Origin of the sequence: Endozoicomonas sp. ALD040 (assembly GCF_049275945.1) — a bacterium.
Lineage (GTDB): Bacteria > Pseudomonadota > Gammaproteobacteria > Pseudomonadales > Endozoicomonadaceae > Endozoicomonas_A.
Genome location: NZ_CP184829.1, coordinates 1,550,001 through 1,574,306, shown reverse-complemented (window position 1 = coordinate 1,574,306; position 24,306 = coordinate 1,550,001). Strand labels below are relative to the sequence as shown.

The window sequence follows — 24,306 nt, the reverse complement described above, 5'->3', positions numbered from 1 at the left end:
GAAGAAGAAATATGACTAGCAAGCAGACTCAAACCCTCCGCGTTGGTGTCGGTGGTCCTGTGGGGTCCGGTAAAACAGCACTGCTTACCAAACTCTGTGCATCCATGCGCCAGCATTATAATCTGGCAGTGGTGACTAATGATATTTATACGAAAGAAGACGCGCAGTTTCTGATTCGTCATGAGGCGTTGGAAGAAGATCGCATCATTGGCGTTGAAACCGGTGGATGCCCTCATACGGCTATTCGTGAAGATGCATCCATGAATCTGGCAGCAGTGGATGAGCTTTGTCAGAGACATCCGGGACTGGAAATGGTTTTGGTGGAGTCTGGTGGCGATAACCTCAGTGCAACCTTCAGCCCTGAACTGTCCGACCTGACCATCTACGTCATTGATGTTTCCGCAGGAGACAAGATTCCTCGTAAGGGAGGGCCGGGTATTACCCGTTCTGATCTGTTGATCATCAATAAAACCGATCTTGCACCTATCGTTGGAGCCTCTCTGGAAGTCATGGACAGGGATGCAAAAAAGATGCGCGGAGATCGTCCTTTCCTGTTCACCAACCTGAAAGCGGAGCAGGGTGTCCGTGAAGTGATCGACTTTATCGTTGACAAAGGCATGTTGGAAGCGAAAATGCCTGAAAAACAGGATCACGAACCCACTGCCGTGAGCGTATAATGTCGCATATTCACCGTTTGCGGTAATAAAAATAGACAGGAGTAGTACGATATGAAAAAACTGAGAGCTGTTTCTATAGCCACTGCCGCCGTGTTGGTCTCTTCTCAGGCGTTTGCTCATCCGGGAGACCATTCAGAGGGAAGTGTTTTCTCATTGCTGATGCACTTTCTAACTGAGCCCGATCATATGGTCTTTATCGGCGTCACCGGTGCCCTGGCGTGTTTTTCCTACCGTATCTATAAAAAGATTACAGCTAAAAAACGTCAGAGTTAATCAACGAAGCCGGGCAGTTAAGCCTGCCCGGTGGTTATTGTGGCCCTGCTCAGAAACAGAACTGTTTCATTTGCTGATGAATTCTCTCCTTCTCCCTTTCCCGGTCTTCGTCATTCAGTATTTCAAAACTGCCATCGGCTTTGTCCAGACGTACCTGATCATCACTGTCGAGTGTCTCGAGGTTGGCTGAAAGAGTATTACAGTAAGCCAGAACTTCTGGGTTTTGACGGGTTTCAGAAGGATTCTTCGGGGTGGACTCAGATTCAACGGAAGGGGGCGGGTCTTCAGGCTCTTCTTTATGCTCGTTCACCGTTGAAATGATCTCGGTATCAACATTAACCAGTGGCGGTCTGGAGGAGTAGTGAGCTGTGCCCTTTTCATCAATCCACTTGTAAATTTTTTCTGCCTGAACGGGTAGGCTGAGGCAAGCCGTCAGAAGCAGCAAAACCAGGGCTTGTATTGCTTTCATGCTGATTATCCTTAAGTGTTTGATTTATTATTGGAAACATCACCGAGCCCGGCTTTTAGCCTGATGATAGTGAGCTAAAGCTGTTTTTCTGGCTCATGATTGTTTGCAGTCATTACTCTAAATGTAAGCAATTTCTGGCAGAATATTGAAAAAGCTTTAACTTGTTGATTTATTTGAATTGTTTTTATTAAGTAAAACTGTATTTCTATAAATACCCCCTCTGATATACCCTGAAAACCCTCAAAATAGCTCCAAGCCTTTAGAGGCTGTCGCAAAGCTCTGGTTCTCACGCTCCAGAGCGTGTCGCAAAACTCCAACAGCCCGTTTCCATGCTCTGAGGTCGTCATTCCCGCGAAGGCGGGAATCCAGGGCCAACTGTGGATCTCTGCCTTCTCGGGGATCAAGGCCAGGGGGGCACCGGGCAGTGGGGTTCTGGTGGTGAGTCAGTGTGGATTCCCGCCTTCGCGGGAATGACGAGAATGAAGCCGGGAATGACGAGGATGAAGCCGGGAATGACGGGAGTCAACTTGTTCCCACGCTGGAGAGAGTTTTTCGACACCCTCAGAGCATGGGAACGAGTTGTATCTTTGGACTTTAGGTCAAAAGAAGTCGTGAGTTCAAAAAAGTTATAAATCTCTGTGGCCATAAAAAGCTCCTCTGGTAGTAGGAGCTTCTTTGCTGGGGCTTTTCTTGATCTGTCAGTAATATTCCGAGGAATATTCCTGTTTGAGACGGTAAAGCTTTCGGATCGGTTGATCTACCCTTGAACTTTTGGCAGTCAAACTTGTTAAAATTAACCTAATAGGTTATTTTTAAGCTATGGAAAAGAGAACGCCTCACTGTAAGCTCCCTGTCGTTAAATCGTTAATTGAGCCGACTAAAGTACGTTTTACCGGGAGCGCTCTCTCTGGAGCCGCAGGTCTGGGGCTTGATTCCAGTGGTATCATTGATGTGGTGTTAACCCTGAACCCTCGGGATTTCTATAAAAGCATGACAACTTATGGGGATCATCGGGTCTGGCAAGATGTTTACAAACCCATCATACCAGCCGATGAGGTTTATCTGAAACTGACGGTTACTGATGATGTACTCGTCGTGTCCTTTAAGGAGCTATAGACGATGAAATGTCCAATATGTTCTGGGGCCGATCTGGTGCATGACACTCGTGATTTGCCGCACACTTACAAAGGTGAAAGTACTTCTATCCCGGATGTTACCGGAGGTTATTGTCCGGCTTGTGAAGAGGTCGTTCTTGACGCCAGAGAATCAGAGCGGGTCAGTGCGGCGATGGTTGCTTTTAATAAACAGGTAAACGCTTCCATAGTCGACCCGGGCTTTATTGCGAATGTCCGTAAAAAGCTGACTCTTGACCAGAAAGAGGCCGGAGAGATTTTTGGTGGAGGGGTTAACGCATTTTCCCGATACGAAAATGGCAAAACCAAACCACCACTTTCACTGGTAAAACTGTTCAGATTGCTGAACAATCATCCAGAGCTTTTGTCTGAAATTCGTAGCTGAAATACTTACTAGTTACTGTGAGACAGCCAAACGTCTTTGCTGGAAACAGGATTTTACCTGGCCGTCACGCAGGATCTCTTCATAGAGCTTTAGGTCACGGCCTCGCTGCTGTATGACACTGTCAGGGTGGGCTAGCAATGTCGTATAAGCTTTGGCCATGCGTATGCTATGGTCGGCCTTTGTGATTTCTCCGAGAGTTGCTTCCCTGCCATGATAGTATGCTTCGTGGTACGGTTGTTAATGATATTATACCGAGTGTGCAGTATATCCCTCAGCTTCGGACGCCGACCGAAGGGCGGTCGGGTGGCAAAGCCACGAATTGGAAGCGTTTGGTATGTTGCGTTTGCACTGTACCCCAAATGATCTACAATGACACTGTACAGAACAATATGACGCATGGGGTACTTAAAAATGAGCAAAAGCGCAATGATCCGAGCCAGAATAGAGCCTGATGTGAAGGAACATGCAGAAGCGATATTCAGGAAACTGGGGCTGAACGCAACAGATGCAATCACCTTGTTTTATAAGCAAGTAGGTTTGTGCAATGGATTACCTTTTGATGTTCGTATACCTAATGAAGAAACCCTTAAAGCCTTTGACGACACAGAGAAAGGAGTAGGTTTAACGCACTACGAAAACGCTCAGGAAATGTACGATGACTTGGATATTTAATGATGCTAAAGCCAGTCAGTACGAATCAATTCAAAAGGGACGTTAAAAAAGCAAAGAAGCAGGGTAAAGATTGCTCAAAATTAAAGAAAGTCACAGATCAGCTCATAGAAGATAGACCACTTCAGCGAGATACAAAGACCATTCCCTGACTGGTAACTATCGCGGCTATCGAGAATGTCACATAGAGCCAGACTGGTTATTAATCTATGCAGTGGTAGAAGATAAAATATTCTTTGAGCGTCTGGGGTCACATTCTGAATTGTTTAGGTAGCAACATAACCCTATGTTAGGTGTCTCTGTGCCAGTCTCTGCTATGCTGGTTACTCCATTCACAACGAGACTAGTACCGATGTCGTTAGAAGTTAGGATAGAGCAACTTGAGTCACATTTTGACTCACTGGATAGTGCAGTTCGTAGTCTCATTGAGATCACTGGTGATACACACCAAGAGATACTGGCAACAAGACGGGAGATGCGAGAGTACCAGCAGGAAAATCGGTTGCGCTTTGCACAGCATGACCGTGAACTCTCAGAAATTAAAGCTGCCATTGGTGCTCTTACTGAAGCCACCTATGCAGGCTTTAAACGTAGCGACGAAAAAATAGAACAACTAGAATTACTCATCCGTCAACACCTCCCCAACAACTAACACGCCACCTAACAATAAAATCCAGTGGATTGCATGTCGGCAACCACTGATTTAAGGGGTTATGCGGCTATACTGAGCCCGGCAAGTCAATCCTGTTTATTTTTCATGGCTTGTTTGTAGTTGATCAGGGCATTTATTATGAAAACTTCTTGCCTCTATGTTTTATTACAAATTGTAATTATTAGCTCACAGGCAGTTACCTCATTGCTGCTGATGAGTCTTACCGATCTGTCAATACTACCAAAGATGGAGTTGCAAAATGTCCATCTAACATTTCATTTAGTTTTGAAGGCACTGCTAATGTTTTTTTTGATTGTAAAGATCTAGAGTGGATTGACTGTGAAATGGAATATGCTACATGTTTTGTTCCACGCACACAGACAATATGCGACATATATGTTGATGAATATGGAGTATCTACGAATTGCCCGTCTGGTTGTGTCGGTGTTTCTCAAGATGATTGTAACTGTAAAATTGATTATGGATCTGACAATTTTCTGCCTACGGATCCATGCATTCCGTACGTTAATGACAAAAATTGCCCTGTGTCTTTTTTATACATTAGACATGAAAAATTGACTTGGACGGCTTGTCATGAGGGTAATGCGGTTGGCAATTTTACTAACCCAAAGAATAAAGAAGTTTGTACTGTGGCTGTTGACTCTTGGGGAAGCAGCGGTTGGTTTGTATGCCCATCTTGGGGCGACACTGATTGTCGTTATGGTAGGGGCTATGATGGGTTTCTTGGAATTACTGTAACAAGCGTTACTCGACCGTTGTTACCTAATGACGGATCATGTGTCATTCCGCACTTCATTGAGGTTGAACGTTCGCAGTCGTTCGAGTCTGGATGTTGAGCTAAAGCCAGAGGGTGAGTGACGGGGTGGTGATTATCTTGAATACTTATCTTTACCACTAAAATGTAAGCAATTTCCGTAATTCTGCTCTGTCGGGCTATTGACTCTGCTTCATTGAAGGTAAAGAATGTGTCCTCCTGGGACTACCTGATCAGGTGAACTCAGGGGTTTATGCGACAATCCGGGGGACTTATCCATTCCCTGATAAGAGCATTCCTTGGAATGCTGGCAGATGAGCCTTGCCGGGCGTCATCTGTCAGATTCCTGACCCTACCCATACAGGAATGTTGAGGCCTTGAATACAGTGTGTACTGCTTTGTACGCTGTCAAAAAAGAGAGGCCGGAGTCCCTAACCGCTCAGGCAGCATGGGCTGTATATGAGCATTAGCTCAGCGGCGTCAAGCCGATTCATTTCTAATAATTAGTACTGCCGAGGGTAAGCAAACGTGGAGCTTTTATCCGGCGCGGACATGGTAGTCCGTTCATTGGCTGATGAAGGGGTAGAGTACATCTATGGGTATCCTGGTGGAGCCCTGTTGCACGTCTATGACGCGATTTTCAGACAAAAAGCAGTCACCCATATTCTGGTGCGCCACGAACAGGCGGCTACCCATATGGCTGACGGCTATGCGCGGGCTACAGGTAAGCCCGGAGTAGCACTGGTGACATCCGGGCCGGGGGCTACCAATACGATTACCGGTATTGCCACAGCCTACATGGACTCTATTCCCATGGTGGTGATTTCAGGTCAGGTGCCATCCACCTTTATCGGGACTGACATGTTTCAGGAAGTGGATATGGTGGGTATTTCCAGACCTATCGTTAAACACAGCTTCCTGGTGAAGAAAGCTGAAGATATTCCGGAGGTTATCCGCAAGGCGTTTCATCTCGCCCAGACCGGACGACCCGGTCCTGTGGTGGTTGATATTCCCAAGGACATCACCGACCTGACTAAAAAATACGAATACAAGTATCCGGAAAAGGTCAAAATCCGTTCTTACAACCCGCCCGCCAAGGGTCATAACGGGCAGATCCGCAAAGCGGTTGAACTGCTTATGAAGGCTCGCAGGCCAGTTATTTATGCCGGTGGTGGAGTGGTTCTGGGTCAGGCTTCAGAGTTGCTGACAGAAATGGCCAGAAAGCTGGACGTACCGGTAACCAATACTTTGAATGGTCTGGGAAGTTTTCCGGGGTCTGATCGTCAGTTTGTCGGGATGCTGGGAATGCATGGCAGCTATTGTGCCAACAAAGCCATGCATGAGTCCGACCTGATTCTGGCGGTGGGTGCCCGTTTTGATGACCGGGTGACCAATAACACTGAAAAGTTCTGTCCGAATGCCAAGATCATCCATATTGATATTGATCCGGCCAGTATTTCCAAAAACGTTGTGGCTGACATCCCCATCGTGGGTCCGGTCGATGCTGTTCTGGAAAACATGCTTGCCCAGATAGACGAATATCAGGGCTCTCAGGACAGTGTTGCTCTTGCCGAATGGTGGGCAAGCGTTGATTCCTGGAGAGAAAAAGGTCTGTTCACTTATGAAAAAAGTGACGGCATTCTCAAGCCCCAGCAGGTCATTGAGTCCCTTTATCAAGTCACCAAAGGTGATGCCTTTGTGACCACCGACGTAGGTCAGCATCAGATGTTTGCTGCCCAGCATTATCGGTTTAACAAGCCAAATCGCTGGATCAGCTCCGGTGGTCTTGGCACCATGGGCTACGGCCTGCCAGCGGCCATGGGTATCAAACTGTCCTTCCCTGAAGAACAGGTTGCCTGTGTGACCGGTGAAGGCAGTATCCAGATGAATATTCAGGAACTGTCAACCTGCCTGCAATACGATTTACACCTGAAGGTGATCAATATCAATAATCAGGCACTGGGTATGGTACGACAGTGGCAGGATATGCAGTATGACAGCCGTTACTCTCACTCCTACATGGAGTCTCTGCCTGACTTCGTTAAACTGGCGGAGTCATACGGCCATGTGGGTATAAGAGTCACCCGCCCGGAGGAGCTGCTGCCTGCGATGGAAAAAGCCTTCTCTCTGAAAGATCGTCTGGTATTCATGGATATTCAGGTAGATCCCGATGAGCATGTCTATCCGATGCAAATCAAGGATGGTGGCATGTGTGACCTCTGGCTCAGCAAGACGGAGAGAACCTGATGAGACGGATTATCTCTGTACTGGTAGAAAACGAACCGGGTGCTCTGTCACGCATTGTCGGGTTGTTTTCCCAGCGTAACTACAACATTGAAACCCTGACCGTTGCACCTACGGAAGATGCGACACTGTCTCGTCTGACAGTGACCACTTCCGGTAATCCACAGGTGATTGAACAGATTACCAAGCAGCTGAACAAGCTCATTGATGTGGTCAAGCTGGTGGATTTGACCGAAGGTCACCATGTTGAACGTGAGCTGATGCTGATCAAGGTTCGTGCAAGCGGTCCGCTGAGAGCTGAAGTGAAACGCACAGCGGATATCTTCAGAGGTCAGATAGTCGATGTCACCAGCTCGGTTTATACCATTCAGCTGGCCGGTACCCAAGAGAAACTGGATGGCTTCATTGCCGCCATCGGCCAGGCTCAGGTGCTGGAAGTGGTTCGTAGTGGTACTACGGGCATTGCCCGTGGCGAGAAAGTTTTGAGTTTGTAACCTTTCTTTTAACTCCTCTCATATTGATAGCTCTCCGGCTCTGACCGGAGAGACTTTCTCTTGTGAATGCTCCCCACCCTGTCGGGGCTGTCGCTTTAAAGATTTTTTCGGCTGTGCAGATCAGGTGACTCCTTACCTGCTGAGTCACCCCGACACAGGAAAGCAGATTCTTATATTTCATCATAGTGAGACCCTTGTCGCCTGGCATCTGGGTACACCCTGGTCATCCAAAAATAAGGTGGTTTCCAGGCGAGTAAAAAACAATCGATTTGAGCTGAACCTGACCGAAGCGTTTGACCTCGACACGACGAACTCAGCCGTTTATAACATCCCCCAGTCGGGATGGTCTGCTCAATTTCAGAGACTCTTTTTCGAGTAGCATTCCTGAACCGTATTCTTTAAACAGAAGTTGTTCTGTAATTATCTATACTGGATGGCATTCTAAATCATGCACTGGAAATATCGATGGCTGGATATCTGGTTGGACGGAAGAATATTTTAAAGGCATTCGTCGTGTTTTTTGCGCTTTCCGGGCACTCTCATCTTCAGGCCGGGATGAGGTTATACAAAGACACTATCGTGGGGCTGGCGATTCTGGCAGGAGTGACAATAGGAATATCGTATTATGTGTTCAGGGAAGATGAATTCATTTTTTATGTCAGTAAAAAACAGGCAGCTACGGGCCACCCTGCCCACCCTTTATTTATAGGCGTGGTAAATTATCAAACTAACCGTTGGATTGTTACCAGTAAGCTGATCGGTAATACAGAAGAACCAGAGTTCGTTAAGCTGTCTGATGTAGAGTACTGGGGGAATGGCCCTAAGGCAGTGATTGAGCAGAGACTGAATAGCCTGTTCAGTCATCTTGAAAAGGATTTTCAGAGATGGAAGAATCTCACTCAGGCCAAACCGGCAGATGTGCCTTCTGGTTTTCTGCACTACTCATCCCTGATCGCCAGCAACTGTGAAGCCATAAATACTGGTAGCAGAACCTTCAAGGCATTCCATAAATCTGCAGACGATTATCTTGATAGCCGCGCGGTCTGTCAGAACTGGCTGGACCGCTTTATTGACTGGCATTCCTATTTTGCCGCCTACTACAATAGCTCAATCCCGGTGGTTCTGGTGCCCGACTGGCGAGAAGCAAAAGGAATTACCTCCGACGAATCGACACCAAGTACAGTCATTGGTGGTCATTTACAAAGCAGTGTCGCTTATCTATTTAATGCCAATTATGACTTTCGCATGTTGAGTTCTCTTTATGGCGACTCTGATCAGGAATTAATAGTGGTAACGGATCAACCCGGTTATAAACTGAAGAGGATTAGTTGGTGGCAGCCGCGGCAATACGACATCTTCCTGCCAGAACATCAGAAGCTTGTCTGGACTGAGCATGTACCTTGTGACTCAGTGACCGGGGGCTGTCGTTTCAAAAATTTTTCCTGGAGTGCAGGACAAGTGACTCCCTACCTTCTGAGTAACCATAATACAGGAAGCAAGATTCTTATATTTCATCACGGAGAGACCCTTGTAGCCTGGTGTCTGGGCAAGCCCTGGATTGCCGAAAATAAAGTGGTCATGAAGAAAGCAAAAAACAATCGATTTGAACTGGACCTGATGGAGGCTTTTGATCTGGACTCAGGCGGGACATCGAACTGATAGGGCTGTTCTCAGAAAATCGACTAAAGCAGCTCCCAGAAGGCCCGAATCAATGGACTTTTGAGTTTCTTGTCCAGCACACAGAGTCCCACATCATAAGCAGCCAGCCAGGGGGTGATATTCAGAATCTTAACCTTGTCAGACAGTGGGCTATTATCCAATACAATCTGCGGTACTACGCCGACTCCAAATCCCAGGCTGACCATGCTGACAATGGCTTCATTACCAGCGACCTGGGCATATATTTTTGGCTTGATGCCTTTGGCTGAAAACCAGTAATCAACCCGCTGTCGCCCAATACCTTTTTCTGACAGGATCATGGGCGTTCTGCTCCACTCTTCAACCGTCCCTGGGGTAGAAATTTCTCCCGAAGCAGGGCCTATGAAGACCAGCGGGGAAAGTCCGATGCTGTGAAACTGAATCTCCGAGGATAAATTATCCGGGCGGGCAGAAATGGCTATATCTTCTTTTCCAGAGGTGATCAGGTCAATGGCTGAGTCAGGGTCGCCGGTATGAAGCTTTATTTCAATGCTCGGATAGCGTTGTCGAAAGCGCTTGAGAATGTCATATAGAAAGCTGTAGCTGGCGGTTACGGAGCAATATACACTGATCTCACCCTTCAACTCTTTCGATTCGGCTATCAATTCGTTGCGAATCGCTGACCACTGAATCAGGGTTTCCCGTGCATATCTCTCGAACTTAATGCCTTCTGCGGTAAGGCTGACACTGCGATTGTCCCGTTCAAACAGGTATACCCCCAAATTATTTTCCAGATGCTGAATGCTTCGGCTCAGGGTAGATGGGCTGACATGGCAGGCTGCGCTGGCACGGCCGAAATGGAGCGTTTCAGCGAGACTCAGGAAATGCCTCAGTGGTTTCAGATCCATAATGATCGTTTTTCACCCTCACTTATGGCGGTTTTTCACCTTTGCTCAAGGCTGTTTCGTAATATGAAACGTTATATTGCAAATATATCATTTTACGAAATGATCTGTCTGCTTTAATCTCCAAATCAACGTTTTCAGCCCGGACAAGAAAAGATAATCCAGGGCGTTTTATTCAGGAGTCCATCATGAAAGTTTATTACGATAAAGACTGTGATCTTTCCCTCATCCGTGGTCAGAAAGTATCCATTATTGGCTATGGCTCTCAGGGTCATGCCCATGCCAATAACCTCAAGGACTCCGGGGTAGATGTCACCATTGGTCTGCGTAAGAGCTCCGCTTCTGTTGCCAAAGCCGAATCTGCAGGCCTAAAGGTAATGGACGTGGCTGCTGCAGTCGCCCAGGCTGACCTGGTCATGATCCTGACTCCGGATGAATTCCAGTCTCAGCTGTATAAGAGCGAAATTGAGCCTAACCTGAAGCAGGGTGCAACCTTGGCATTTGCTCACGGTTTCGCTATTCACTACAACCAGGTTGTTCCTCGCGCCGATCTGGACGTTGTCATGATTGCCCCTAAAGCACCGGGTCACACTGTGCGTTCCGAGTTTGTTAAAGGCGGCGGTATCCCTGATCTGGTTGCTATCTATCAGGATGCTTCCGGAAAGGCTAAAGATCTGGCCCTGTCGTACGCCTGTGGCGTAGGTGGTGGTCGTACCGGTATCATCGAAACTACTTTCAAAGATGAAACCGAAACCGATCTGTTTGGTGAGCAGGCTGTGTTGTGTGGTGGTGCGGTAGAGCTGGTTAAGGCCGGTTTCGAAACACTGACCGAAGCAGGTTATGCTCCTGAAATGGCTTACTTTGAATGTCTGCATGAGCTGAAGCTGATTGTCGACCTGATGTACGAAGGCGGGATCGCCAACATGAACTACTCCATCTCCAACAATGCCGAGTATGGTGAGTATGTAACCGGCCCAAGAGTCATCAACGATGAATCTCGTAAGGCTATGCGTGAAGCCCTGAAAGACATCCAGAACGGTGAGTACGCCAAGAAATTCATCACTGAAGGTGCAATGAACTATCCGTCCATGACTGCTTATCGTCGTAACAACGCTGCTCACCCGATCGAAAAGACCGGTGCCAAGCTGCGTGAAATGATGCCCTGGATCACCGAGAATCAGCTGGTTGATAAAGATAAGAACTGATTGTTAAAATCAACTTTTCAAAAAAGGCGCCTTGTGCGCCTTTTTTAGTTTAAAAAGCACAAGTTTTTCTGATTGATGACGCTGTTCGTAAACTAGTCTACTTCGCGACTATGGAAGCTCCCGGGAAACGAACAATGTCTGCCAGGCATAGGAAGCCAGCCATAAATCGATTCATGATCGAATTTTGAATAATGGCTAACGGATGATGATTATTTCGGGCAGAGATACAGTTAAAGCTCTAGTCTCTTTATTTCCGGAGCGCATTTTACAATAGTTGCGATGGTTGTGAATTAAGAGACAGTCGGCAAATTTTCTGGAGCGGTACCTTGAGAAAAAAAATTGCCCATTTGAAGACCCAACCTAACATTGTGGCAATACTGGGGTTGGTCTTAGCGACACTCTGTTGGGGGGGTAACCTGGTTGCGGGCCGGATTAGTGTGGGAGATATCCCTCCCGTCGCGCTGTCATTCTGGCGGTGGGTTCTGACTCTTCTGATCCTGTTTTCGTTTACCGGAAAGAAACTGATTCAGCAGAGAAAGCTGATTTTTCAGAGTCGTTATCAATTACTGATCCTGGGATTCTTCAGCATTACCTGCTTTAACACATTGCTTTATATCGCAGCTCAATCCACACAGGCGGTAAACCTGGGCCTGATACAAATAGCACTGCCCGTGATTACTATGATTCTCGCTATTCCTCTGTTGAAGACTTTTCCTAAAAAAAGGCAGTTGTTTGGTATGGGAATGGCTATTCCGGGACTGTTGACGATTTTCAGCAAGGGAGAATGGTCATCGATGGCCAGCCTGGACTTTGGCAGGGGAGATTTAATCATGCTTTTCGCTACCTGTTGCTGGGGCTCTTATACGGTTTTGCTCAAGCGTTTTGAATTGCCTTTGTCCGGGGCTCATCTGTTGACCATAATGGTCGGGATTGGGGTGGTGATCCTCTTGCCTTTTTACCTTTGGGAGCTATCGATGAGAGGTGGCTTTACCGTGAGTCCGAAAGCACTTTTTCTGATCAGTTACTCAGTTCTTTTTGCTTCATTGGTCGCCTATATGTCATGGAATTTCGGCGTGTCTTTACTCGGGGCAAATAATGCGGCTATGTTCAACTTCCTGATCCCTGTGTTTTCAGCCATGTTCGCTATTCCCATCCTTGGAGAGACGCTTTACCAGTACCACCTGATAGGGGCAGGGTTGATCTTTACAGGATTGTGGATAACCAACAGGAAATATTCTTCAACAGACAGTCCGGGTTAGACTCCCTATGTGAATAGATAAGGGCTTAAGCCAGTGCCAATGATTCAAGAGGTTTAAAAGATCACAGACATATTTTTTTGGAGCAGTAACTTGAGAGAAAAAATCGTCCATTTGATTGCTCATTCTAACATTCTGGCAATACTGGCGGTGGTGTTAGCGACTCTCTGTTGGGCGGGAGAGAATCTTGTTGCAAACCAGATGAGTGTAGAAGGCATTCCTCCCATCGCATTGTCATTCTGGCGGTGGACTCTGGCTTTTCTGATCCTGTTTTCGTTTACCGGCAAGAAACTGATTCAACAGAGAAAGGTAATCTTTCAAGGTCGCTATCAACTGCTGGTCCTGGGGTTCCTCGGCATTTTCTGCGCTAACACACTGCTTTACATCGCTGCTGAATCCACACAGGCAGTGACTTTGGCCTTGATTGAGATGATTCTGCCCGTCATTACAATGATCCTGGCGGTTCCTCTGCTGCATGTTTTTCCTAAAAAAAGGCAGCTTTTCGGTATGGGAATGGCAATTCCCGGACTACTCACGATTTTAAGTAAAGGAGAGTGGTCAATGCTGGTCAGTCTTGATTTTGGCAGAGGAGACATGATCATGTTTCTTGCTATGTGCTGCTGGGGTCTTTATACCGTTTTGCTCAAGCGTTTTGAACTGCCTTTATCCGAGGCTCAGCTGCTAACCACACTAATCGGAATTGGGGCGATGTTCCTTTTGCCCTTCTATCTCTGGGAGCCTGCATCTGAGCGCAGCTTCTCCATTAGCCAGGATGCACTTTATGTAATCATTTACGAGGTTTTGTTTGCTACTCTGGTCGCCTTTCTTTTCTGGAACTTCGGCGTGTCTGTGCTGGGACCAAGCACTGCAGCCATGTTTCACTTTTTGATACCCGTGTTTTCAGCTATGCTCGCTATTCCCATTCTTGGGCAGACGCTTTATCAGTTCCACCTGATAGGGGCAGGATTGATCTTTATGGGGTTGTGGATAAGCAGTAGGTAATATTCTTCAACAGACAGTCCGGGTTAGACTCCCGAGCAATCTTTCCCCACTCAAAGTGAAGCAAGATTGCTTCGATCACTCATGACTGTTGCAAGGTGGCAACGAACTTGCGTGACTCATCAATGGAGCGCTGCATATCTCTTAGCAGGCGATCAATGTCCAGCTTAATGGCACCAAATTCACCCTTGAGTGCCGCAATAGCCCGTGCATTGAGGTTGTGTTTCAGATACAAAACCTGATCCCGGAAGGCATTCAGAACCGGTTGCATGCGCTTTTCTGATTGTTCCATGCTGGCCAGCATTTTTTTGTACTGATGACGGGTTTCATTCAGCTGCAGTTGACTGGCACGACGAAGACTGCCGCTGGAATAGAGTTCCAGCTCTGCTTCCCACTCTTCAAAGAGTGCTTCCGAGACATCTTTAACGTCCCGGATGCGCTTACGAACCTTATCTGCAGAAGCTTCGCTGTCCTCGAACTCAGCATTAAGCTGATCATAAAGCGCCTCCAGATCACCACCATTAAAATTGACGACGCTGCGAAACTGTTCCAACGCTGAGCTGAATTGCTCTTGAGCTTCTTCCTGAGCGGCCTGAGAGCTCTTGATGCGGTCCACCAAAATCTCGCGCTTGTAAACGCCTACCTTTTCCATGGCGCTGTAATAAGTACTCTGGCAGCCTGTCAGAAAGACCGACAAAATAAGCAGCAGGACGGGTATTCCTGCCCGGAATGCTGAGAACATAGCGCTAATCTTCCTGATTTTTAATGGCGTCAATGACTTTCTGGTTGCGCTTGTCTGCCAGGTGACTGTTAACAACAAACAGGGCATGAATGATTCCGGGAATCCAACCCAGCAGGGTCAGAATAATATTAAGGATCATCTGACCCGGCTTGCCACATAAAAGAACGGCTATTGGTGGCAAAAGTATTGCCAGAAAATAACGCATAACGTCTCCCTGAGTGTGTTTTGGTTGCAGCCAGAATATGCGAAACCAACTGGCCAGGTACTTAGTAGTTTATTGCTGAGCAAGAAGATCAAGCAGTCTCAGCACTTCTTCCTGAAGATTTCTGGAGGCCAGGGCCAGGTTGGAAGCGAATTCTTCTGCTGTGCCATGCTTACTGTCCATCAGGTCTGTCACCGATTTTACCGCAACCACTGGCGTCTGGTAATGGGAAGCTACCCAGGCAATGGCTGCGGCTTCCATCTCTTTGTTGACCATAGGTTCCTGACGCAGAATGGCTTCATCGGTCGGACTCATATCGAGAGAGTTGCCGGTGCAGACAACAGAGGTGGGCAAATCCAGTTTTCGGGCCAGATCCACTGCCACTTGGCACTGAAAATTACCGTCGCCGTAGGCTTCGTAATGTTCGCCCATGGGGATACGACGGTCAAAGAAACGAATACGCTCGCCAATATAAACGTCACCAACTTTACAGCCCTTGTCGGAAAAACCTCCACAGGTTCCGGCATTGATGACCAGGTCCGGTGACAAGAGGCGAAGTGCTTCGTATGCCGCCAGGGTTGCTGGCTGGGTACCGACATTTTCTACACCGTGAACTGAGTCGGAACCGTTGGTAATCAGATTGATGTTCAGATTCTTATACTCACCCGCAAAGGTTTTGCAGGGTAGCAGGGGATTTGTGTCGTCTGTTTCGGCCAGGCCCAGTTTCTCAATGAGTGGCGCTGCTTCCTGTTTCATGGCCACAACCATTGTAATTCTTTTCATAGCTATCAATTTGGTTGGTAATGGAATTCTATAGTTTCCTGTTATAAGAAGTTAATTCCAATAAGTAAAACCTTATATTTTTATCTGCCTTCCTCCCCATGCCATTTCGGCATTAATCCTTCGCTTTAGGCATTTCACAAGCTCCCTGGGAGTCGTAATTATATGACCATAGTTTCTAGTGATATTGCTAATCTTGCAGTCACCAATTAAACGGAGTATGTCGTGTTAGGAGTACTGGGCGGAATGGGGCCTCTGGCTACCGTAGACTTTATGCAGAAAATCATTGCTTTGACACAAGCCAGTAAGGATCAGGAGCACCTGCCCATGCTGGTGCATAATGTCCCTCAGATTCCAGATCGCAGTGCCTGCATTCTTGAAGGTTGCGAGGACCCTTTTCCGGCCTTGCTGAGAGGTTTGAGAAGTCTTGAGCGAGGCGGTGCCCAGTGTGCAGTGATTCCCTGTAATACTGCACATTTCTGGTTTGATAAGCTGCAAAAACAGGCTCGGATTCCAATGATCAGTATCCTGAGTTGTGTTGAACAACATATCCGACGAAATAATCTGCGCAAAATAGGTGTTATGGCGACCAGCGCTACGGTTTCAGCCATAATGTACCAACGGCAGATAGAGAACGATGGTCGTGAATGTCTGATACCTGAGCAGGGAATGCAAACGCTGATGATGGATGCCATCTACGATATTAAGGCAGGGCGTCTGGAGCAGGGCAGTCAGTGTATGAAAATGGTTTTTGATGATCTGGTTAGTCAGGGCGCTGAAGCGGTTATTCTGGGCTGCACAGAAATTCCTGTAGGTCTTGCCGACGTTGTGAAAACAAATCCCGGACAGTACATTGATGCAACAGCGCTGTTAGCCGGAGCCTGTGTTGACTGGTACAGTCAGCAGGAAGAGAAAGAAGCTGCTTGAGGAGCGGGGGTAAGTTGAACTGAAGTCTGGGAGTCGTGCCTGAATGAATCTGGAAACCAAGTGGCTGGAAGATTTTCTGGCATTGGCCGAGCTGAGAAATTTTTCCCGTGCTGCTGATTTTCGAAACATCACACAACCTGCTTTTGGTCGAAGAGTTCGTTCTCTGGAACAGACGGTCGGTTTTGAGCTGGTAGACAGGGGAACGGTTCCCATCAAACTGACTCCGGAAGGGCGTTTGTTCAGAACAACGGCCAGGAACCTGCTTCGTCAAATGGAAGAGGGTCTGGGTCAGTTACAGGGTGTCGTCTCCGGGCAGGCCATTGACTTTGCTGCAGCTCATTCCCTGTCGGTGACTTTGTTACCGGAATTGATTCAGCAGGTGAGTGAAGATGAGCAATTACTGCAAACCAGAGTAGAAAGCATTGATGTTGATCTCGCGGTAGAGGCGCTGCAGGAAGGTAATTGTGATTTTCTCCTGGCGTTCAATGTTGACGCTTTAATGCAGCCGCCCTTTGAATATCTGAAACTGGGGATGACGCGTCTTTTGCCCGTTTGTCTGCCTGATGCTCAGGGAAAACCAATGTTTTCTGATAGTGATCCTGGCACTGTACCCTTACTCCGATATAGCCCCAATGCTTTTATGGGGCGCAAGGTCAATAGTCTGTTGAGTGCATCGGACGTTCCCGTACTCTTTCAGACGGTAATGGAGTCTTCCCTGACCAACCTGCTCAAGGAAATGGCTCTTAAAGGCAAAGGGGTTGCCTGGTTACCGGATTATTCCGTACAGGATGAGCTGAAGTCTGGTCAGCTGGTTCCCTATTCTGAAAGAGCTGACTGGACGGGCTCTATAGAAATTCTGCTTTACCGAAACACAGTTCGGCTGCATGCCAGAGCTGAAAGGTTATGGACTGAGTTGAGCCAGCGTTGTGAGTCAGGATGGCAACTGATGGAAGTCTATTCCCTGTCAGGCTCCTAGGAGGCCGACCGAGAATAGACTGCCCTACTGCGGCGGCAGCAAATTGGTCTGAAAATCCGCTTTTGTTCGTCAAATAGCTCGCTATTCTCCTCACAAAACCGAATTTTCATCCTCAATTTTCTGCCGTCCTCGCTACGGGCGCTATTCTCGGTCGGCCTCCTAGCGGTTATGCAGTATCTATACCTTTCATGATAGAGTGTGTTTTTTTCACCTTTATGTCGATGAGCAGATGCTGAAATGAGCGATAAACCGAAACGACCCGAAAATGAACAAGATGCTGTGGACGGTCTGTTTCCCGTCGATGAGCACTTTGAAGAGGTGGTCGAAGGTGGGGAGACAGTTCGCCACAGAGGCATTTATATACTGCCTAACCTGTTTACAACAGGTAATCTGTTCTGTGGCTTTTACGCCATTATCAGTGCCCAGGCGGGTTTTTTTACCCAGGCTTGTATTTCAGTCTTTGTTGCTATGATTCTGGATGGCCTCGATGGTCGTGTTGCCCGGATGACCAACACCCAGAGCAAGTTCGGTGCGGAGTACGACAGTCTGGCAGATATGGTGACCTTTGGTGTAACGCCTGCCATGGTCGCCTACAGTTGGGCCCTGAATGATCTGGGTAAAGTGGGCTGGATGGTTGCCTTCATTTATGCAGCCTGTGCTGCTTTGCGTCTGGCCCGTTTCAATACTCAGCTGGAAGTAACAGATAGCCGCTATTTCACCGGTCTGGCCAGCCCCGCTGCAGCAGCACTGGTCATTGGTATGGTATGGGCGCTGAGTGATTTTGGTATCGACGGCAACATGATGGGTATTGCATTGCTGGGCGCTCTGATTACAGGTCTGGCTGGTGTGCTGATGGTCAGTAATTTTCAGTACAACAGTTTCAAGAAACTGGACCTGAAAGGACGGGTGCCTTTCATTTTTATGATTGTCATGGTTTTGGCTTTTGCCGTCGTCTTTACCGATCCACCCAGAGTGCTGATGCTGATTTTTCTGAGTTATGCCTGCTCCGGACCCATTATGTTCCTGGTAGGAAAAACCAGAAAACAAACGGCTCCTGAATGACTCAAGAGCCACGCGGTTTTACTCTGGTTTCCATCCTGCAGAGTGTGGCTACAAGTTGATCAGCGCACAGTGGTTCCTTTTCTCTGTCTCTCCTGCCATTGAGTATCCAAATCGACTCGGGCAGAAGACGGAGGCAAGATATCTGCCTCCCGGATGAGGTCTGCCGCCCTCTCCGCCACCATGATCGTAGGGGCATTCAGATTGCCATTGGGAATGGTTGGGAAGATGGAGGAGTCCACTACTCTCAGTCCTTCCAGTCCTTTAACTCTTGTCTTTGGATCGACCACAGACATGTTATCCGTTCCCATCTTGCAGGAGCAGGATGGATGATAGGCACTTTCAACGGATTCCCGAACAAAGGCATCAATCTGTTCATCGGTTTGAATGCTTTCTCCCGGCTGTATTTCTGAGTCTCGGTATTCATCGAACGCCGGTTGGTTGATGATTTCCCGGGTCAGACGAACGCATTGTCTGAAGCCTTCCCGGTCTTCTTCGTGGGACAGATAGTTGAACCGAATACCGGGGTGAACATCTGGATTGGCTGACACCGCTCTCACCCAGCCACGGCTTTTGGGTTTGTTGTGGCCGATATGAACCTGGAAACCATGCCCGTCAAAAGCACTCCTGCCATCATAGCGCATTGCCGCTGGCAGGAAGTGGTATTGCATATCAGGCCATTCAACGCCTGCTTTTGAACGGATAAAACCACAAGATTCAAAATGATTGGTCGCACCCAGCCCGTCTCTCATGAACAACCAGCGAGCACCAATGAATAATTTACTGAGCGGGTCGAGTTTGCCGTTGAGAGTAATGGGCTTTTTGCAGCGAAACTGAAAGTAGAATTCCAGATGATCCTGCAAATTTTCACCTACACCAGGCAATTCGTGTTGAACTGCTATATCTGCGTCTTCTAATACCTTGCGAGGGCCTATTCCTGATAATTGAAGAATATGAGGTGAGCCAATAGAGCCTGCCGAAAGAATGATTTCTTTAGTGACCAGCACTTTTTTGATGAGACCTTTATGTTTATATTCGACGCCTGTAGCCTTTTTGCCTTCCAGCAGGACACGCTGAACCTGGGCATGGGTAACCACCGTTAAATGACTTCGTTTCATTGCCGGGCGAAGATAGGCGTTGGCAGTGGACCAGCGTATACCGTTCTTAACAGTCATGTGCATGGCTCCAAAACCTTCCTGTCGAGCACCGTTGCAGTCAGTGGTTTCCAGGTAGCCTGCTTCTACCCCGGCCTTTATAAAGGTGGAGTAGAGAGGGTTTTTCATTTCATTACCATTATTGACCGCTAATGGACCACTGCCTCCCCGATAGTCATCGGCACCGAAAGCCCAGGTTTCTGCTTTACGAAAATAGGGCAGGCAGTGGCGGTAATCCCAGTTGGTAGCTCCGTGCTGATGCCATTCATCAAAGTCTTTAGCGTGGCCCCGAACATAGACCATGCCATTGATGGAAGAAGAACCACCCAGCACCTTACCCCGGGGGCAGTGCATACGACGGTTGTCGAGAAAGGGTTCAGGCCGGGTTATAAACTGCCAGGCATACTTTTCGGTATTCATGGGAATGGACAGAGCCGCAGGCATTCGAATAACGATGCTCTTGTCACTGCCACCGGTTTCAATTAGCAGAACACGACTTTTGCCGTCTTCTGTCAGGCGATTGGCCAGAACGCATCCGGCAGAACCGGCTCCGACTATGACATAGTCATATTTTGTCATGCTCGTGCACCTTGAATGCGAAGTTAAAAAGGACTCTCCAGAGGTGTCATACCGACATACACTGCTTTGACCTGGGTGTAATGCCTCATTGTTTCAACACCATTTTCACGACCTATACCGGACTGCTTATAACCACCTACTGGCATTTCAGCCGGTGAGGTACCGTAATGGTTGATCCAGCAGATACCTGCCTGAAGCTGCCGAATAACCCGGTGGGCACGGGTGATATCCTGAGTAAAGACTCCGGCTGCAAGGCCCAGTTCGGTGTCGTTAGCGCGGGCAATGACCTCTGCTTCATCTTCGAAGGTGAATACCGTCATTACGGGCCCGAAAATCTCCTCGCGGGCAATGGTCATATCATCGTGGCAATCGGTAAAAATGGTGGGTTCAACAAAAAGGCCATCGGCTGCTGTCGAAGGACTGGCTGCTTTGCCTCCGGTCAACAAAGTGGCGCCTTCCATAATGCCCTGGTGGATGTAGTTAAGAACCCGTTGATGGTGTTTTTCTGATATTAGCGCACCCATGTTGGTGCACGGATCCATAGGGTCGCCCAGCACAATATTGCCTTCAGTACGCTGCCGTAGTTTTTCTATAAATTCGGGATAGATACTCTTGTGAACATAAACCCGTGTAGCGTTTGTACAGACTTCGCCCTGGGTATAGAAGTTACCGAGCATGGCTCCGGAGGTGGCATTCTCAAGATCAGCATCCTCAAAGATAATCAGAGGGGACTTTCCGCCCAGCTCCATGGTGACCTCTTTCAATGAAGAGGCCGCACCGGTCATGACTTTTTTACCGGTGCTGACCTCTCCTGTGAAAGAGACCTTGGCAATCTCCGGATGATGAGCCAGCCAGGCACCGACTTCCCCGTCGCCCTGAATGACATTGAAGACGCCAGCAGGCATGCCTGCCTCGACAAATATCTCAGCCAGTTTCAAGGCACCCAGAGGCGTCTCTTCAGAGGGTTTGAAAATCATACTGTTGCCGCAGGCCAATGCGGGTGCAGCTTTCCAGCAGGCAATTTGCAGAGGGTAGTTCCAGGCACCTATTCCGGCACAGATGCCCAGTGCTTCGCGGCGAGTGTAATAAAAGTCATCACCCAGGCACTGCTGATTGCCTTCAAGGGAAGGGGCCAATCCAGCAAAAAACTCAATGGAGTCTGCGCCTGTAACCACATCAACTACGCTGGCTTCTTGCCAGGGTTTACCGGTATCGAAAACTTCAATTCGAGCCAGTTCATCGTTGCGCTCACGCAAAAGACTGACAGCACGTTTCAGGATTCGACTGCGCTCCATACCCGTCATTTCTGACCAGATTTCAAAGCCTTTTTGAGCACTGACAACCGCAGCCTGGCGAATGCTGTTATCGGCTTTCTCCACGGTATAAATGGTTTGACGAGTTGCGGGATTGATCACCGGAAATGTTTCTCCGGTCTCATTGGCCAGGTATTGGCCGTCAACAAAATTCTGATAGCAGGGTGATAACACAGCTAACTCCCTTGTTTATGCAGAGGTGCAAAGTTAAGGACTCTGTAATTCTCAGGGAACGACAGTAGAAACACCGATTTAATTTTATGTGAAAATGACAAAAAAGCTGCTAAGTGATCAAGTGGCTATGGGAATGGAATATTTGCAGCTGATATGACGTCTATATTTTCATTTTCGAAATGTGAATCTGCGCCATTGAAACCAACGTAAATGGTAAAAAAGAGAATTTCCCGGGAGAGTATCGATGCTGATCAAGACCAGAAAGTCAGGAGACATTCGCAGCAGCGAAATAACTTCAGAAAGTGTTTACAGGGAGCGTCGCCGTTTTTTGAAAATGGGTGGGCAGTTTGCCTTTGCCGGTATGGGGCTGGCTCTGACTGGCTGCACTGATGCTGCAGATCCCCGGTCAGCCAGGAAACCAGCGTTTGCAAACCATGATAAGGTTCCACAGCTCTCTGCCCCGGATTGGCTGCAAAAGAAAGTAGCCAGCTATCAATCCAGTCGTTTTACCACCGATGAAGCTTTAACCCCTTATGCCAGCGTGACTGGCTACAACAACTTTTACGAGTTTGGCTATTCAAAAGACGACCCTGCCAAACACGCTAAAAATATGAAAACTGATCCCTGGTCGTTAGTGGTTGACGGAGAGGTTGAGAAACCCGGGAAATACACGCTGGAAGATATGCTCAGACCCCATGATGTTGAAGAGAGAATCTACCGTCTTCGTTGTGTAGAAGCCTGGTCTATGGTCATTCCCTGGATCGGCGTGTCACTGGCCAACATGCTGAAGCGTTTTCAACCTACATCCAGGGCAAAGTATGTTCAGTTCGAAACACTCTATGATCCTGAACAGATGCCGGGTCAACGCTCCCGTTTCAGTTCCATCGAATACCCTTATGTCGAAGGACTGAGAATGGATGAAGCTATGAATCCACTGTCTTTTATGGCGATTGGTGTTTATGGCAAGACTCTGCCACCGCAAAATGGAGCCCCTCTAAGACTGGTTGTCCCCTGGAAGTATGGCTTCAAGAGCATCAAGTCCATTGTCAAAATCCGTTTTACTGAAACCATGCCACAAACCACCTGGGTTAAATCAGGCCCCAGCGAGTATGGCTTTTATGCCAATGTCAATCCCGAAGTCGATCATCCGCGCTGGAGCCAGAAACAAGAGCGCAGATTACCTAACTCCATCTGGGAGCCAAACCAGATTAAAACTCAAAAGTTCAACGGTTATGGCGAAGAAGTGGCCCATCTCTACAAGGGAATGGATCTCAGGAAGTTCTATTAAAGGTGGCGTTATGGACTGGGTTGCAAAGTTAAAGTGGTTTGTTTTTCCACTCTGTCTGGCGCCATTGGTCTGGCTGATCAATGCTGTTATCACTCATCAACTGGGACCCGACCCGGCAAATACGCTGACCCGAGATTTGGGGGAGTGGGCTTTAATCTTCCTTTGCATCAGTCTGGCGGTGACTCCGGCAAGAAAAATCACAGGTGTTAACAAGCTGATCCGGTTTCGAAGAATGTTCGGGCTCTTCTCGCTCTTTTATGCCGTGTTGCATGTGGTGGCTTATGTTGCATTCATGCTGGGCTGGCAGTGGCAAACACTGTTGGAAGATCTATATCAGCGTCCCTATATAATAGTGGGTGCTTTTGCGATTCTGATTCTCTCGGTACTGGGTGTCACATCCACCAGGGGCATGATGCGCCGGTTAGGGAAAAAGTGGGTGAAGCTGCATAAGCTGGTCTATCTGGCTGCAGGTTTGGCGGTTCTGCATTTTGTCTGGCTTTCAAAAAGTGACTATACCGAAGCGGTAATATTTGGTTCTGTAATGGCAGGCCTGATGCTGTTTAGATTGCCCGCCAGGGGCCACCGCTAGTAGCAGGCTTTATACCTTTTATCAATGAAGAAATTTCGCACAGGTCCTTTCGCTATATTGAGAGTTACGGTTACAAAGGATACAGGTGTGATGAAACAGAAATCTCTTCTTGTGCTTCTGATGGTTCTATTCAGTCCTGTTTGTTTGAGTCATCTTATGCCAGGTGACTATGGTCTGACCGAAGAAAGCATCACAAAACCTTATCAGGCGAATGACTTTCTCTGTGGTTCTATTATCGTAGAAGTTAAGGATGGCTGGAGTATTGAGCAGGTAAGGCTCAATAAAGGTACTATTCAAAATCAGTTTCAATTTGCCGAGCAGCAGACTAAAGGGCTGTTTTTTCCAACACAACTTGGAGGTGGATTACTGCACGTCAGGCAATCCACAGGCGTTAACGAGTTCACAAGGTTGTATCCGTTTTCGGATCCTGTCGATTTCGAGTTAACTGTTTCCCAGGCAGGTCAGGTGAATCAGACTAAATATAGAATTACCAAAGGAATCTGCAGCGAAATAAAGCTGGGAGAGGTTAAGGTTGAGTTAAAGGAGGGTAACGATATCAGTTACTACGTTCAACCTGTCGTGCAAGATGATACAACGGGCCGGTTCTGGCAGGCCTGGCGTTTTGAATACTACACACCGGCCTATATGGTCATCCCATCTCCAGAGTGAAAATTAGTTTCTGGCAGCTTCCAAACTTACTCTATATGATTTTTGTCGTGTAGGTAGTTTACGAAGCTTGTCAGCCTCCC

The 24,306-nt window shown here is 47.8% G+C and carries 28 protein-coding genes and 2 pseudogenes; 21 read left to right on the top strand and 9 right to left on the bottom strand.

The genetic code is table 11. From position 1 onward, the window contains the following. Window positions 1-11: 11 nt before the first annotated feature. On the top strand, window positions 12-677 hold the full coding sequence (gene ureG, locus ACOJUN_RS04895; RefSeq protein ID WP_422135548.1) for an urease accessory protein UreG: 666 nt from the start codon (window positions 12-14) through the stop codon (window positions 675-677). Window positions 678-728: 51 nt separating this feature from the next. After that, a complete protein-coding gene (locus ACOJUN_RS04890) occupies window positions 729-950 on the top strand; it encodes a HupE/UreJ family protein (protein WP_422135547.1) in 222 nt (73 codons plus the stop codon). Window positions 951-999: 49 nt separating this feature from the next. On the opposite strand, the gene ACOJUN_RS04885 is transcribed toward ACOJUN_RS04890, so the two are convergent. From ACOJUN_RS04885 to ACOJUN_RS04875, 3 genes are all read right to left on the bottom strand, one after another. Then, on the bottom strand, window positions 1,000-1,419 hold the full coding sequence (locus tag ACOJUN_RS04885) for a DUF4124 domain-containing protein (RefSeq protein ID WP_422135546.1): 420 nt from the start codon (window positions 1,417-1,419) through the stop codon (window positions 1,000-1,002). A gap of 240 nt (window positions 1,420-1,659) precedes the next feature. Then, on the bottom strand, window positions 1,660-1,794 hold the full coding sequence (locus ACOJUN_RS04880) for a hypothetical protein (protein WP_422135545.1): 135 nt from the start codon (window positions 1,792-1,794) through the stop codon (window positions 1,660-1,662). A gap of 25 nt (window positions 1,795-1,819) precedes the next feature. Further along, entirely contained in the window at window positions 1,820-2,065 is a 246-nt protein-coding gene (locus ACOJUN_RS04875) for a hypothetical protein (RefSeq protein WP_422135544.1), read from the bottom strand. Between the two features lie 173 nt (window positions 2,066-2,238). Between ACOJUN_RS04875 and ACOJUN_RS04870 the strand changes: the two genes are divergently transcribed. From ACOJUN_RS04870 to ACOJUN_RS04825, 10 genes and pseudogenes are all read left to right on the top strand, one after another. Further along, window positions 2,239-2,535 (top strand): type II toxin-antitoxin system MqsR family toxin, encoded by a 297-nt coding sequence (locus ACOJUN_RS04870; protein WP_422135543.1) that lies wholly within the window; start codon window positions 2,239-2,241, stop codon window positions 2,533-2,535. Between the two features lie 3 nt (window positions 2,536-2,538). Continuing rightward, the gene (locus tag ACOJUN_RS04865; protein ID WP_422135542.1) at window positions 2,539-2,937 is read left to right on the top strand and encodes a type II toxin-antitoxin system MqsA family antitoxin; all 399 of its coding nucleotides are present in this window, start codon (window positions 2,539-2,541) and stop codon (window positions 2,935-2,937) included. 411 nt (window positions 2,938-3,348) lie between these two features. Next, entirely contained in the window at window positions 3,349-3,609 is a 261-nt protein-coding gene (locus ACOJUN_RS04860; RefSeq protein ID WP_422135541.1) for a type II toxin-antitoxin system RelB/DinJ family antitoxin, read from the top strand. Further along, window positions 3,609-3,880: pseudogene (locus ACOJUN_RS04855) on the top strand (type II toxin-antitoxin system YafQ family toxin). Before ACOJUN_RS04860 ends, ACOJUN_RS04855 begins: the two are co-directional and overlap by 1 nt. Before the next feature lie 78 nt (window positions 3,881-3,958). Next, window positions 3,959-4,258 (top strand): hypothetical protein, encoded by a 300-nt coding sequence (locus tag ACOJUN_RS04850; protein ID WP_422135540.1) that lies wholly within the window; start codon window positions 3,959-3,961, stop codon window positions 4,256-4,258. Window positions 4,259-4,867: 609 nt separating this feature from the next. Next, on the top strand, window positions 4,868-5,017 hold the full coding sequence (locus ACOJUN_RS04845; RefSeq protein WP_422135539.1) for a hypothetical protein: 150 nt from the start codon (window positions 4,868-4,870) through the stop codon (window positions 5,015-5,017). Window positions 5,018-5,561: 544 nt separating this feature from the next. Then, the gene (locus ACOJUN_RS04840) at window positions 5,562-7,280 is read left to right on the top strand and encodes an acetolactate synthase 3 large subunit (RefSeq protein ID WP_422135538.1); all 1,719 of its coding nucleotides are present in this window, start codon (window positions 5,562-5,564) and stop codon (window positions 7,278-7,280) included. Further along, window positions 7,280-7,771 carry an acetolactate synthase small subunit gene (ilvN, locus tag ACOJUN_RS04835; protein WP_422135537.1) on the top strand — a complete coding sequence of 164 codons (492 nt, stop codon included), beginning with the start codon at window positions 7,280-7,282 and terminating at the stop codon, window positions 7,769-7,771. Before ACOJUN_RS04840 ends, ilvN begins: the two co-directional genes overlap by 1 nt. A 124-nt stretch (window positions 7,772-7,895) precedes the next feature. Continuing rightward, entirely contained in the window at window positions 7,896-8,150 is a 255-nt protein-coding gene (locus ACOJUN_RS04830; RefSeq protein WP_422135536.1) for a hypothetical protein, read from the top strand. Window positions 8,151-8,236: 86 nt separating this feature from the next. Beyond that, complete coding sequence (locus ACOJUN_RS04825) at window positions 8,237-9,430, top strand: hypothetical protein (protein ID WP_422135535.1); 1,194 nt, start codon at window positions 8,237-8,239, stop codon at window positions 9,428-9,430. A 23-nt stretch (window positions 9,431-9,453) separates the two neighbouring features. On the opposite strand, the gene ilvY is transcribed toward ACOJUN_RS04825, so the two are convergent. Further along, the gene (gene ilvY, locus ACOJUN_RS04820; RefSeq protein ID WP_422135534.1) at window positions 9,454-10,317 is read right to left on the bottom strand and encodes an HTH-type transcriptional activator IlvY; all 864 of its coding nucleotides are present in this window, start codon (window positions 10,315-10,317) and stop codon (window positions 9,454-9,456) included. 185 nt (window positions 10,318-10,502) lie between these two features. On the opposite strand from ilvY, the gene ilvC reads away from it, so the two are divergent. The 3 genes from ilvC to ACOJUN_RS04805 all read left to right on the top strand — a co-directional run bounded on the left by ilvC (window position 10,503) and on the right by ACOJUN_RS04805 (window position 13,777). Continuing rightward, on the top strand, window positions 10,503-11,519 hold the full coding sequence (ilvC, locus tag ACOJUN_RS04815; RefSeq protein ID WP_422135533.1) for a ketol-acid reductoisomerase: 1,017 nt from the start codon (window positions 10,503-10,505) through the stop codon (window positions 11,517-11,519). A 326-nt stretch (window positions 11,520-11,845) separates the two neighbouring features. Then, a complete protein-coding gene (locus ACOJUN_RS04810; protein WP_422135532.1) occupies window positions 11,846-12,778 on the top strand; it encodes a DMT family transporter in 933 nt (310 codons plus the stop codon). 90 nt (window positions 12,779-12,868) lie between these two features. Continuing rightward, complete coding sequence (locus ACOJUN_RS04805; protein ID WP_422135531.1) at window positions 12,869-13,777, top strand: DMT family transporter; 909 nt, start codon at window positions 12,869-12,871, stop codon at window positions 13,775-13,777. Between the two features lie 79 nt (window positions 13,778-13,856). On the opposite strand, the gene ACOJUN_RS04800 is transcribed toward ACOJUN_RS04805, so the two are convergent. From ACOJUN_RS04800 to ACOJUN_RS04790, 3 genes and pseudogenes are all read right to left on the bottom strand, one after another. Further along, window positions 13,857-14,516, bottom strand: coding sequence for a DUF2959 domain-containing protein (locus ACOJUN_RS04800; RefSeq protein ID WP_422135530.1), 660 nt, complete (start codon window positions 14,514-14,516; stop codon window positions 13,857-13,859). A 70-nt stretch (window positions 14,517-14,586) separates the two neighbouring features. Further along, window positions 14,587-14,721: pseudogene (locus ACOJUN_RS04795) on the bottom strand (YqaE/Pmp3 family membrane protein); the annotation flags it as partial. A gap of 69 nt (window positions 14,722-14,790) precedes the next feature. Continuing rightward, window positions 14,791-15,501, bottom strand: a complete 711-nt coding sequence (locus tag ACOJUN_RS04790; RefSeq protein ID WP_422135529.1) for a hypothetical protein — start codon at window positions 15,499-15,501, stop codon at window positions 14,791-14,793. Window positions 15,502-15,723: 222 nt separating this feature from the next. Between ACOJUN_RS04790 and ACOJUN_RS04785 the strand changes: the two genes are divergently transcribed. The 3 genes from ACOJUN_RS04785 (at window position 15,724) to pssA (ending at window position 18,463) form a co-directional block, all read left to right on the top strand. Continuing rightward, entirely contained in the window at window positions 15,724-16,425 is a 702-nt protein-coding gene (locus ACOJUN_RS04785; RefSeq protein WP_422135528.1) for an aspartate/glutamate racemase family protein, read from the top strand. A 43-nt stretch (window positions 16,426-16,468) separates the two neighbouring features. Next, window positions 16,469-17,401 carry a LysR substrate-binding domain-containing protein gene (locus ACOJUN_RS04780; RefSeq protein WP_422135527.1) on the top strand — a complete coding sequence of 311 codons (933 nt, stop codon included), beginning with the start codon at window positions 16,469-16,471 and terminating at the stop codon, window positions 17,399-17,401. A 237-nt stretch (window positions 17,402-17,638) separates the two neighbouring features. After that, on the top strand, window positions 17,639-18,463 hold the full coding sequence (pssA, locus tag ACOJUN_RS04775; RefSeq protein ID WP_422135526.1) for a CDP-diacylglycerol--serine O-phosphatidyltransferase: 825 nt from the start codon (window positions 17,639-17,641) through the stop codon (window positions 18,461-18,463). Window positions 18,464-18,522: 59 nt separating this feature from the next. On the opposite strand, the gene betA is transcribed toward pssA, so the two are convergent. Both betA and betB read right to left on the bottom strand, forming a co-directional pair. After that, complete coding sequence (betA, locus tag ACOJUN_RS04770; protein ID WP_422135525.1) at window positions 18,523-20,193, bottom strand: choline dehydrogenase; 1,671 nt, start codon at window positions 20,191-20,193, stop codon at window positions 18,523-18,525. Between the two features lie 23 nt (window positions 20,194-20,216). Then, entirely contained in the window at window positions 20,217-21,680 is a 1,464-nt protein-coding gene (gene betB / locus ACOJUN_RS04765) for a betaine-aldehyde dehydrogenase (RefSeq protein ID WP_422135524.1), read from the bottom strand. A 244-nt stretch (window positions 21,681-21,924) separates the two neighbouring features. Between betB and msrP the strand changes: the two genes are divergently transcribed. The 3 genes from msrP to ACOJUN_RS04750 all read left to right on the top strand — a co-directional run bounded on the left by msrP (window position 21,925) and on the right by ACOJUN_RS04750 (window position 24,226). Beyond that, window positions 21,925-22,968, top strand: coding sequence for a protein-methionine-sulfoxide reductase catalytic subunit MsrP (msrP, locus tag ACOJUN_RS04760; protein ID WP_422135523.1), 1,044 nt, complete (start codon window positions 21,925-21,927; stop codon window positions 22,966-22,968). A 10-nt stretch (window positions 22,969-22,978) separates the two neighbouring features. After that, a complete protein-coding gene (locus ACOJUN_RS04755; RefSeq protein WP_422135522.1) occupies window positions 22,979-23,557 on the top strand; it encodes a sulfite oxidase heme-binding subunit YedZ in 579 nt (192 codons plus the stop codon). A 90-nt stretch (window positions 23,558-23,647) separates the two neighbouring features. Beyond that, on the top strand, window positions 23,648-24,226 hold the full coding sequence (locus ACOJUN_RS04750) for a hypothetical protein (RefSeq protein ID WP_422135521.1): 579 nt from the start codon (window positions 23,648-23,650) through the stop codon (window positions 24,224-24,226). Window positions 24,227-24,306 lie beyond the last annotated feature (80 nt).